This is a genomic window from Pseudomonas azerbaijanoccidentalis (genome assembly GCF_019145495.1).
GTDB classification, from domain to species: Bacteria; Pseudomonadota; Gammaproteobacteria; order Pseudomonadales; family Pseudomonadaceae; genus Aquipseudomonas; species Aquipseudomonas azerbaijanoccidentalis.
On record NZ_JAHSTU010000001.1, the window covers coordinates 1,477,337 to 1,487,456 of the forward strand.

General features: G+C 53.4%; 17 protein-coding genes. 6 read left to right on the forward strand and 11 right to left on the reverse strand.

The genetic code is table 11. The annotated features are described in order from the left end of the window. Positions 1-17: 17 nt before the first annotated feature. The 8 genes from KVG88_RS06415 to KVG88_RS06445 form a co-directional block, all read right to left on the reverse strand. Positions 18-1,388 (reverse strand): replicative DNA helicase, encoded by a 1,371-nt coding sequence (locus KVG88_RS06415; RefSeq protein ID WP_217870790.1) that lies wholly within the window; start codon positions 1,386-1,388, stop codon positions 18-20. Then, entirely contained in the window at positions 1,385-1,882 is a 498-nt protein-coding gene (locus KVG88_RS06420; protein WP_225933856.1) for an ATP-binding protein, read from the reverse strand. The genes KVG88_RS06415 and KVG88_RS06420 overlap by 4 nt, the downstream gene beginning before the upstream one ends. 289 nt (positions 1,883-2,171) lie before the next feature. Then, complete coding sequence (locus KVG88_RS06425; protein WP_217870792.1) at positions 2,172-2,978, reverse strand: phage replication initiator YdaU family protein; 807 nt, start codon at positions 2,976-2,978, stop codon at positions 2,172-2,174. A 3-nt stretch (positions 2,979-2,981) separates the two neighbouring features. Beyond that, the gene (locus KVG88_RS31055; RefSeq protein WP_225933857.1) at positions 2,982-3,203 is read right to left on the reverse strand and encodes a hypothetical protein; all 222 of its coding nucleotides are present in this window, start codon (positions 3,201-3,203) and stop codon (positions 2,982-2,984) included. After that, complete coding sequence (locus tag KVG88_RS06430; RefSeq protein ID WP_217870793.1) at positions 3,200-3,463, reverse strand: hypothetical protein; 264 nt, start codon at positions 3,461-3,463, stop codon at positions 3,200-3,202. Before KVG88_RS06430 ends, KVG88_RS31055 begins: the two co-directional genes overlap by 4 nt. Continuing rightward, on the reverse strand, positions 3,463-3,969 hold the full coding sequence (locus KVG88_RS06435; RefSeq protein ID WP_217870794.1) for a hypothetical protein: 507 nt from the start codon (positions 3,967-3,969) through the stop codon (positions 3,463-3,465). Before KVG88_RS06435 ends, KVG88_RS06430 begins: the two co-directional genes overlap by 1 nt. 20 nt (positions 3,970-3,989) lie before the next feature. Next, a complete protein-coding gene (locus tag KVG88_RS06440) occupies positions 3,990-4,412 on the reverse strand; it encodes a phage regulatory CII family protein (protein ID WP_217870795.1) in 423 nt (140 codons plus the stop codon). Positions 4,413-4,479: 67 nt separating this feature from the next. Then, entirely contained in the window at positions 4,480-4,725 is a 246-nt protein-coding gene (locus KVG88_RS06445) for a transcriptional regulator (protein WP_217870804.1), read from the reverse strand. Positions 4,726-4,823: 98 nt separating this feature from the next. Here KVG88_RS06445 and KVG88_RS06450 point away from each other — a divergent pair, with 98 nt between their 5' ends. Next, positions 4,824-5,249, forward strand: coding sequence for a helix-turn-helix domain-containing protein (locus KVG88_RS06450; protein WP_225933858.1), 426 nt, complete (start codon positions 4,824-4,826; stop codon positions 5,247-5,249). A gap of 46 nt (positions 5,250-5,295) precedes the next feature. Here KVG88_RS06450 and KVG88_RS06455 read toward each other — a convergent pair whose 3' ends face one another. The 3 genes from KVG88_RS06455 to KVG88_RS06465 all read right to left on the reverse strand — a co-directional run bounded on the left by KVG88_RS06455 (position 5,296) and on the right by KVG88_RS06465 (position 6,620). Beyond that, positions 5,296-6,081, reverse strand: coding sequence for a phage antirepressor KilAC domain-containing protein (locus KVG88_RS06455; RefSeq protein WP_217870809.1), 786 nt, complete (start codon positions 6,079-6,081; stop codon positions 5,296-5,298). Beyond that, positions 6,078-6,389, reverse strand: coding sequence for a DUF3077 domain-containing protein (locus KVG88_RS06460; protein ID WP_225933859.1), 312 nt, complete (start codon positions 6,387-6,389; stop codon positions 6,078-6,080). Before KVG88_RS06460 ends, KVG88_RS06455 begins: the two co-directional genes overlap by 4 nt. Positions 6,390-6,455: 66 nt before the next feature. Continuing rightward, positions 6,456-6,620, reverse strand: a complete 165-nt coding sequence (locus tag KVG88_RS06465; protein ID WP_217870810.1) for an Arc family DNA-binding protein — start codon at positions 6,618-6,620, stop codon at positions 6,456-6,458. 144 nt (positions 6,621-6,764) lie between these two features. Between KVG88_RS06465 and KVG88_RS06470 the strand changes: the two genes are divergently transcribed. The 5 genes from KVG88_RS06470 to KVG88_RS06490 all read left to right on the forward strand — a co-directional run. Next, complete coding sequence (locus tag KVG88_RS06470; protein WP_217870814.1) at positions 6,765-7,214, forward strand: helix-turn-helix transcriptional regulator; 450 nt, start codon at positions 6,765-6,767, stop codon at positions 7,212-7,214. 172 nt (positions 7,215-7,386) lie between these two features. Next, positions 7,387-8,286: an endonuclease/exonuclease/phosphatase family protein gene (locus tag KVG88_RS06475; RefSeq protein WP_217870816.1), complete on the forward strand. Its 900-nt coding sequence runs from the start codon at positions 7,387-7,389 to the stop codon at positions 8,284-8,286. Next, a complete protein-coding gene (locus KVG88_RS06480; RefSeq protein ID WP_217870817.1) occupies positions 8,286-8,756 on the forward strand; it encodes a hypothetical protein in 471 nt (156 codons plus the stop codon). The genes KVG88_RS06475 and KVG88_RS06480 overlap by 1 nt, the downstream gene beginning before the upstream one ends. A gap of 117 nt (positions 8,757-8,873) precedes the next feature. After that, positions 8,874-9,146 (forward strand): hypothetical protein, encoded by a 273-nt coding sequence (locus tag KVG88_RS06485; protein WP_217870819.1) that lies wholly within the window; start codon positions 8,874-8,876, stop codon positions 9,144-9,146. A 116-nt stretch (positions 9,147-9,262) separates the two neighbouring features. Continuing rightward, positions 9,263-10,120, forward strand: an 858-nt coding sequence (locus KVG88_RS06490) for a hypothetical protein (protein WP_217870820.1), incomplete at its 3' end; no start/stop codon positions are given.

Consider the following 10,120-nt stretch of genomic DNA (forward strand, 5'->3'; position numbering starts at 1 on the left):
TGTAGCGCTTTGATCGTTCATTGTGCTTTCCCCCTGTACTTGCTGACGAAGGGGCGATTCATCTCGACCTCTTCGTTTGATAGTTCGCGGCCGGCGAAGTTGACGAAGCGGGCGAACTGGCCTTGCTGCTGGACAAGGCAGGAGCCTACCGGTGCGTGCCTACACTTGGGCATGATCAGTTCGGTGACGCCGTTCTGCCCTTCTTCTGAGTCGTTGTCGCGGTGAACCAGGATGATGCAATGGGCGTCTGCCTCGATCTGTCCAGAGTCGCGCAGGTCGGAGGCGATCGGCTTCTTGCCCGGGCGCTTGGTCGAGTCCCGGTTGAGTTGGGCCAGCAGGATCACCGGCACGTTGAGCTCCTTGGCGATGTTGACGATCCCGGTTGAGATCTTGCCAAGCTCCGCGGTGCGATTGAACGCCTTACTGTCTGAACCGATCAGCCCGATGTAGTCGATCACCACTACGTCGAGCCCATGGGCGCGTTGAACCTGACGGCAGATGCTTCGGATCCGCGCGACCGTGAGACCCGACTTGTCGGTGACGTAAAGCGGGGCGTCCATCAGCTTGCTCACCGCCGAAGTGAGCCGTGGCCAGTCATCGTCCTGAAGCTGTCCGTCGTCGAGCCTACGTAGATCCACCCCACCAATGGACGCCAGTGCGCGATTACCCAGTTCCTCCTCTGGCATCTCCAGGGAGAACACCATTCCAACACCGGCGCCCGAGCAGGCTATGTGCTGGGCGATCTGCAAGCCGAGCGTTGTCTTGCCGCTGCCGGGTAGGCCGGCCATGACGGTCACGGTCTTTTTGCGCAGTCCGCGGATCATCTTGTCCAGTTCCACCAACCCCGTGGACAGTCCGGACTGCACTACCCCGCTGAACTTGGCGTCGATGATGTCGATGTTGCGGGCCACCACCTCGTCCATGCGCTTGTAGTCAGGCTCGTCTGTGTCAAGGTCGCGCAAGTCCGCCATGGCCTGCTGGGCGCTGGCGATGATCTCCGCCACGGGCCTATTCTCGTTTGCCGAGTCGCGCACGACGTCCGCAGCATCCACTAGACGGCGCAACACCGCCCGCTCTCGGACGGTGCTAGCGTAGGCCTTCCAGTTGGCGGAACTGGGCGTGTTCTTCGCCAGCTCCCCCGCATAAGCCAGGGTGATATTCCCGCTTGGCAAATATGGACGGAAGTCGTGAAGCGTCACCGGGTCAATTGGGGCGCCCGTGCCATGCAGGTCGATCATTACCTGAAACAGCGCGGCGTTCTCTGGGTCGTGAAAGTCAGCCGGCTCAACACTCGTGGTGATCGAGTCGAACAGATCACCGTCCAACAGAAGGGAACCCAGCAAGGCATGTTCGGCTTCGTCGCTGAATAACTCGCGATAGTTGCTCATACTGCACCTCGTGCAGATGCCCAGTTGAAACCGATAGCTTGCCCACCAGCTTGCCGCAAGCGATCCAGTGCGCGATCCCCGATGTAGCGAGCGAGATCCTCAGTGACCAGATTGGAGACAACTACCGTCGGCAGTACGAACTGGTAGCGTCGATCGATCACTTCATGAAGAACTCCCAGCTCATACGCGCTACCACTTTGAGCGCCGACCTCATCAATCACCAACAGATCAAAGCTGGAAAGTTCTTCGAGGACATCTCTTTCCGAATACTCGGCGCTGCGATCCATAGTGCTTTTGAAGACCCGGATGATCTCAGCTGCCGTGGCAATTACCGCTTGAGCCCCATGCTCACGGATGATCGACTGGACCATCGCGCAAGCGAGATGGGTCTTGCCGTTACCGACATTGCCGGAAAGAACAAGTGAACGGCCGGCAGCGTAGTTGTCGGTGAATTGGGCAACATAGTGCTTGCAGGCAACTAGGGCTTTACCCATAGCTGCCCCCCCGTCGACGGTCCTGTAAGTGTCGAATGTGCACCCGCTGAAACGTGGGGAGATACCAGAGCCTACGAGTAGCTGGTTCAGGTCTTCAGCCTTCTTCCTACCCTTCGCCAAGGCGTACGCCTCAGTTGATTTCGCAGCCGTGTGCAGAGCCTCCCAGTGGCAATGCTTGCAACCACGTGGCAACACTGAGCCGTCGAACTGCTCCGTCTCGGAACTGTTCACCGATCCATGCAACGGACATTCGAGATCAAAAAAGCGGACACGAGGCTGTCTGCAAAAATTAGAAATTCGCGCCACTCTGCACCTCCGGATACATCTCTTGCGTATGGTTCGGCAGGCCGTGATAGGCCGATGCTTTCCCGGTCTTTGCGCTAGCGCCAGTCAGTACCGAATCTGGGTAGATGTCGCTCCACGAATTGGTGGTGGAGTTATCCAGGACCGCATCAGGATCGGGGTGGTTAGCCAGCTTCTTGGCGATCAACTGACAGGCGCGCTCGGTCAGATCCTTGCGCTTGGATTTACGCATTTCGCAGAACCCAACCCAGGACTCGGTCGATGCGTTCTCCGGCTTGGCTGTGAGAGGATCAAACTTGCTCAATTTTTCCTTCGACTGCGCACCAGCAGGCTTCCCTGCGCCTTCTTTTGGTTTATTAACGGGTAGTTGACGGATAGATGAAGGATTGGGTGCACGTGGTGCACCCCGTTCTGTCGTCATTTGCACGTCGTTCTGTTGTGAGTTGCACCCCGTTACGTCTTCATTTGCACCCCGTTCATCACGGGGTGCATCAGGTGCACCCCGCTCAACGGCCATGTCGTAGACCACTGGACGACGATCGTGCCTGTCGATATAGGCCGCTGCGATCGCTTGATTCCCGCGGCGAATCGCTCCTAGTGCTTCAAGCGCCTCGAGCTTGTACTTGACCGTTCTCACGGCCAAGCCAGTGTCATCGCTCAAGCTGTTCGTAGAGGGAAATGCCCCTTTACCGTTCTTGTCGGCATAGTTGGCTAGGCAAAGGAGAACGTGGCGTGCAGTGGACTCATCTACCAGACGCTGCTCAAGAGCCCAGACCATTGACTGAATGCTCATACGTCAGAGCTCCATCTCGTCAGTGACGCGCTTGATGAAAGCGTCGTAAGACTCGGCCATGACGAACCCTTGATCCTCCAGAGCCTGCCTATATGCCTTAGCGCTGCCGTAAAGCACCCAGCGCTCGCGCTCAGGGAGCTTCCGGAAGCTGGCATAAGAAGGCCAAGGGCCTGCGATTTTGCATGCACTGGAGGTCTGCTGAGGCGTTACCGGTAGAGTTCTCATTTAGCAGCCTCCTCACTATCTACTCTCTCGATAAATGCAGTCAGACTCTCACCGCGAGACATCAAATCGGTGCCGACAAGGCGGAGTCCGGCAGCGATCCCGCCAAGCGTGTAGCCATTGAGAACTTTCTCGACCTCGTCCGGCGCTTCACCAGCAAGGTCTTGAAACAGGCGGCCAATGGCATCGACGAAATAACCTGCCGAATGCATGGAGTTCGCGTCATTAGCGACACGGACTTGTGCAGTGAGTGATGGACGCATTAGCTGTCCTCCCGATCGACAGGAACAAATTCAGATGCACCGTCTCGCATTGCGTGCAAGCCCACCACTGCAGCTGCAGCAACTCGCTCAGCAAAACCAATTTCAAGGTTCGTGTAACGACCGCCCATACCCATGATTGCGAACTGAATCGCATGGAACGCTTCGGTTTCGTCAAACGCCGCCAATGCGCTGACTTCTTGATCGAAGAAATACATGCCCTTTTCCCAGTCAGCAGCGACGCCAGGGTTGTTCCGGGGCCAATTGACCATGCGCCCCTGAACGTCACGAGCTGTAAAACTCAGGTCGTCCCGCGTACGAATCAGCGGGTAGTTGATCACCATCAGTCGTTGAGCTTGTTCACTACGGTTTACGTGTGCCATGATAAATACCTCTACGAGATGTGTTGTCCTGGTTGCACAGGACGATTTAATAAGCCCGGTTCCCGCCGGGTTTGTTGCTTTCTGGGCCGGGCGATTTTCATCATCCACCCGATTGAAAATATGCAAGTCCTGCGCTGTCAGCGTCTTTACGCCGCCTTCACCGACTCCTCCAAAATCAGCAAACTCTGCCTCACATGGCCGATTTCCTTCTGGATGCCCGCCTTCTCGATCTGCGAGACATGTCCGTCGGCTATGGCGTCGTGAACGGCGCGAGACACATCGCCGGACTCGGCAGCCAAGTGGACGAGCGCTTGAATCAGGCTGACCCCCTCGGGCTTAACCTGCGGAACCAACTCGTACCCCAAGGCACTTGCCAACAGCTGCAGTGGCTCAGGATTTTTGCTGTGCACCAGAATCTGTAGGAACTGCTCCAGGTTCAGTCGATGTGAGTCGTCATTCGGATTGCTGCGATTGAGCAGCGCGGTGTGGCTCATGCCCATCAGGTGAGCCAATTGCTTTGGCCCCGCATCAAGCACTGCTTCATGAATTGCGCGATGTACTTGTTCCATTCGGGAAACCTCTTGGCGGTTGTCGTGGCAGCACATCCTGTCAGTGAGCGAAAATTTGCTCGTCGGATCAGGCGGCAGATTGCTCGGAGCTGGTAGGTGAATTGCGCAGATAAGCCCAGTCGATATCAGGGCGCAGTTCTTCACACGTCACCGCCCTCCCCGACTCGCGATCAAGATTGATGGCGAGTCCAGGACCAGCCAGGCGATACCCGTACGCAATCTGTTTGAGGTTGCCGACGCTGGTGCCACTTCGCTCGGCTAGAGCATCCAGCTGGGTCGGCTCCAAGGAGCGAATGAGGTCGAGTAGGGTCATGGTGATCTCCGAAAGAGCTCCAGATTACACTTTGCTAATTCATACCGCAATAGCTATATGTAATTTACCAATTGCTAAATCGAGACCACTATTCGCCTATGGATATGAAAACTCTTCGGGTCGAAGCGCTGCGGCGTGTAATCGGCCAACTCAGTCAGAAAGATTTCGCCGACCAGCACGATCTGGACGCGTCCTATTTGTCCCAGATCCTCAATGGGCATCGAGGCCTAGGCGAGAAAGCCGCGCTCAACCTTGAACAGAAGATCGGCTTGGCGCCTGGCGTTCTGGTCAACCCGGGTAACTACGGTTCGAACGTCATCGAGGGTGAGTTCACCCGTCATGAGATCGTTCGTGAACCGTCCCCTGCTTACCAAGCGATGCTAGGAACCGCCTCGCCGAGAGCGGTAGCCATCATCGATAAGCTGGCCAGAGCCGCGGCTAAGGGCAAGCTCAAGGAATCGGACCTGGTGCTGCTGGAAGGCATCGCCGGCCTGCTCGAAAAAACTAATTCCGAAAAGTCCTGAACTCCAGATAACACAAGCCCGGCACTAGGCCGGGCTCTCTCCTCTACTATTTCAGCAAGTCCTCATCCCTGCTCTGCCACATTGCTTGAAGCTTGGTCAGCCCCTTGCCGGTGATCAGCGTCGAGCACGTCGGGATCGTGCCGTCGATTGGATGTTCAAAGGTACCCAGCTTCACATCAAGCAGGCCCGCCTCGATCTTCGCCTGGTAGGGCTCGTTGTTCCTCGTCACCCAGCCCTTCTGCCGTAGGAACTGGAGTAACCGAGTACGGCCTGTGCCGATGACCTTTGCGGCCTGCGCAGCGTTGTAGGTCTTGTGGGACACCGCGACCATGTCGTGGAAGGCCACCTTCGGCGCATCCTGCTCAACCTTCACTTCCAGCAGATGGTTCTCTTTGGTCAGTTCAGTGTTGTCCGCCTCCAACGCAACGACCTTCGTCACGTTTTCGGTGAGCAGCGCCAGGAGAGTTCGGGGATCGCTCAGTGCTGCTGCGTAGTCGAAGGCCGGCTTAGCAATTTGCTCTTCCAACTCCTGCCAGCGATCAACCAGGCGAGCCGTAAACTCAGGGCTGAGCTGGGCGACCACGACGAAGCTATCGCGCTTGCAAACCTGGAACTGCTCGATGACCTGTCGCAGATGATTTTTAACTACCACCAATGGTGGGAGTTGGATGGCGCCGCGCTCTGCCAAGCGTTCAATGGTCCGCTTCACGCTATCGTGACGCGACCCGACCAATTCGGAGATCTCAATGGACGACATAGTGCGCGACACATTCTGTTGAATCTGAAAATGTGTCGCGACGCCAGCCTGCCGGTGCTGACTAGAGGAAATCATTGCGCTCTCTCCAAGCCTGCATGCGTCGAATCGACAATAACCTTCGCCGTATTCGCAGCCCGGAACAGTAGCCATGCCTGATTAGGTGTGATTCCATCGACTCCCATAGCCGCTGCCTCCAGTGAGGATTTCAACTCACTAAGAATGCAGGACGCCTCCTCAAGGGCATCGGTTACTGGAATTCCAGGCCGAACAGCCAGCAAGTGATCTTGGTCCGGGTTGCAGATCGTGAAAGACAACTCAACCGTGACCGGCATACAGATAGCACCAGCATTGAGTTTTCCGTTTACTGCGGTATGCTTATCCATGACGTTTTTCCTAGAAGATTGACGTTCTGCTTCATGGCCTCAAGCGTTGGCGCGCTTGGGGCTTTTTCATGCCTGTTGTTTTTCATACAACAGTTCCTGCTCCATCATTTTCCTCAACCGGAAAACCACCTCTCCGTTCGTTGACCTCCCGTTATCCTCTGATTTCGCGTCCAACCACTCTCTGACTTGCACTGGTAGACGAATAACCAGCGGTGTCTTCGTTTGCTTCATTTTTAACCTCCCGGCTCTTCTTCAGGTGATCATTTATGATCATTTGATACCTCTTATGATCACATGTCAATACCGATCATAGGAGATCATTTCGTGTCTGGTATAGTGATATGAAACCTAGTGACTGAAAGGCAGCTATCCCTGATGACCGACTCCAGAACTTTCTCAGAACGCCTCCTATGGGCTCGATCTGAAGCGGGGTTAACCCAGAAAGACCTCTCAGAACAGAGTGGCATCAGCCTGCCTCAAATCGTCCGGTATGAAGCAGGTCGATCTAAACCCCGTCTAGGTGGCGCCCTTAAATTGGGGCGTGTTCTCAAACTAGATGCGTACGATCTGATGCCTGAGCTGCGAAAATCCACTCACGAGATAGAGATAGAATTTTCCGCTGAAGAGGCAAAGTTTCTGGACACGACAGCTTCTTCCCTTGGCATCACTACTGAAGAATTAATCCGCAAATTAACCATGGCCGGCCTGAGGGCACGGGCTAGCGATCCAGAAACGCGCAATTTGATAGAAGCAGATGAGCCTGGGTTGCTAGATCGAATTGAAGCGATTGATGAAGACGGGGAAATACCCATCAGTAAAAATTGATATAGAAAATTCCTTTGAAGCAAGTCCCTACGACCTTTCACTGCCTGTAAAAACTACCCGCAGACTGTAATGGCTCTCGAGCACCCAGGCCCTAGAGGCTCGCCCCCCAGTAGACAACATGCAAGTTCACCCGTAATGTGCCCTCGTGGAATTAAATGCTAGAGAGCAGCCAATGGATTTGAAATTCGCATGGTGGAACTGCGGACTATCGCCGCCATCTACAAAAGCCAAGAAAAAAGAACCTAATTTAGGATTTGTCATATCCATAATAACTCTTCTCGATATCAGAAAAGTTGATGTACTTGGAATCTGCGAAGTAAACGAACAAGATATAGATTACATCAACGGCATAATTCAAAGCCTTGAAAACCCAGATCTACAACTAGTTAATTTATACAAAAAACACGGCAACTCAATCGAAGACTTCTGCCTTGTATACAACTCAAAAAAACTAAGCATTACCAGCTTCGGGGAATCATTAAACACCTGGGATAGTGTAACCGACAAAAAATTGAAAGCTGGAATATCAGCAAAATTTATTCTCAACGACGAAGTTCCACTTTCAATAATACTCTGCCATTGGCAGAGCAGAAAAAGCTATCCACACGAGAGCCCTCAAAGAATAAAGCTTGGCGCGACATTAAGAGCAAACATAGACGAAATTTTAGCCGTCAACGCTAACTCATTAATCGTGGTGCTGGGAGACTTCAATGATGAGCCCTTCGACAAACCAATCCAGGATCACCTTTCGGCTAGCAGAGACGCAGCTTTCGTCATAAGAAAACCGCGAAGTCTCTTCAACCCGTTTTGGAGTTGTTTAGGTACGATGGATGAGATTGAGCACCACCCTAAGTCTTCAGGTAGCTGTTACTACCAAGACGATGGCAACATGACACACTGGAAAACGTTTGATCAAATCCTTTTCTCATCAGCGTTTCTGAAACCAAATTGGGAGTTTGTAGATAAGGGGGCAGAAATAGTAAATGACATCCCCATTCAGGATGTCGACCTCGCTTGGAGCGAAATATCTGACCATTACCCAGTACTCAGCCACATAAGAAGGATTGCATAATGGACTTTCTTGAAGCCGTAAATCAAGGACTTGCAAAAGCCACAGCTGCTGACCAAGCAACTAGAGATGTTAACGATGCATTTCAAAAAGTTAATTCCTCGTTGGAAATGTATCCATTAGCGACCATTTCCATCGAACGAGGAACTGTTAGCAACTTATTCGACTCCCTTAGCAAATTTCAAGAGTCAATGAATAACAACACACCCGAGTACCTTTCTTACAATACAATTTTTCTTGTCGCAAAACACCGCGAAGGAGATGGTCGTGAGCGTAAGAAAATTGCAGCTTGGAAACAGCATGTTAATGGATTTCCATGCACTATTAGTTATGAAGGCGAAAAACAGACCTGTTACTCTGGCGAGGACTTAACGGCGTCATTCGGAGAGCTTTTTTCATCTGTCAGCTTCGGCAAAGCCCTCTTAGAGTTGCTGGCTAATCCTGCGGTCGGCGGGGAACCAGGAGAGATATGATTTCGTATTCCATCCCCCTAGGCAATCCCGGATGTTCAAGGTAAGGCAGGCATCCGTAGCGATACTGTCTACTGTGTTCCGAGCGAGTGTTTTTCTACTCAGTCTGAGAGACGACAAATGGACTTTGATTATCGCTATCTCGTTACCCTTATCTTTGCTGCGGCGGCTTTCTTCGAGGCCGTAACTATCCGGAAGCTGCTGCAGAAGCTAAACGACAAAGTAGACAACTTGGATGCCATTGTCGTTAACCTTGAGAGCCAGGCGGCAGATACAGCTCACGAAGCGGCATCAGCCAAACAGGTGGCGCTGAATGCTTGGGACGATGCGAAGATGCGGCATATCGAGATCATCTCGGCGATGAACAATTCGAAGGACGACAGACTTGTGTAGGGCTCCCTGAACTTCTGTACTGGCAGGGCATTCGTATCGCTGTACCCATTGCTAATGGTGAATTAGCTACCCAGAGTGATACGGTCAATCTCTTCTCCTCCTGAAGAGTTGAGAGCATGGCCGCACTCGAAAAGCGCTATCCCCGCGAGTTCTTCACCAAGAAGCTGGAGCGGATCTGCCAGAGGCTGGATGAAGCATCCACCCGCACAATCGCTCATAAAGATTTCTTCAACAAAGCAGCAACGTCCCAGGTCGAGATCACTTCGCTATGGGTCGTCGGCTCATACGCCCGCGGCGCACTGACGTGCGGCGACCTTGATCTCGTCCTGGAGTATCGACTCGTTGAAGGCCCCCACCCCGCGCCCAGGAGAATAACGAAAACTTTCTTCGGCGTCCTTCCGTACGTTAGCTATTACTTCGGAAAACCGGAGAGCAGCACGTCAGGTGTGGCATTCCCTGACGCAATCCCGATCTGGACACAGCCAGGCTGCGATTGGAGAACGGCGATCGATTCAATTAAACCTGTCACCAGCGCCGGCCGGGCAACACGGGAGACAGACTCGATCCCATTACGACCGGAACAGTTGTACATGGAACCGGAGCGTCTGCAGGTATTAGCGGCCCAAGAGAAAGAAGGCCTACTTGAGTGGGAGTTCGTAGAGTTCACGCCGACGGACCTCGAGCCAGTACCGCTAGAGGAAATCAGCCACCGAGATAAAAAGCTCCTTCGGATTGCCCCCATGATGGCGAAGAAATCCCAAGTGCTGATACCCGCGATCATTAGGCTGATGAAAATACACGAGCGCTTTGGGATATGGGAATCCTCGGACAGCTATCGCATAAAGTTGGACTGCGGGGCGACAGCGTTGCATCTGGGTCGCCCAGTCTTGCCGTACAACGCCTTCGATGATGAACCCACTATCAAGCAGTATGTTCTCATTCCACATGTAAGCGCGAAGGGCCCGAACGGCGCC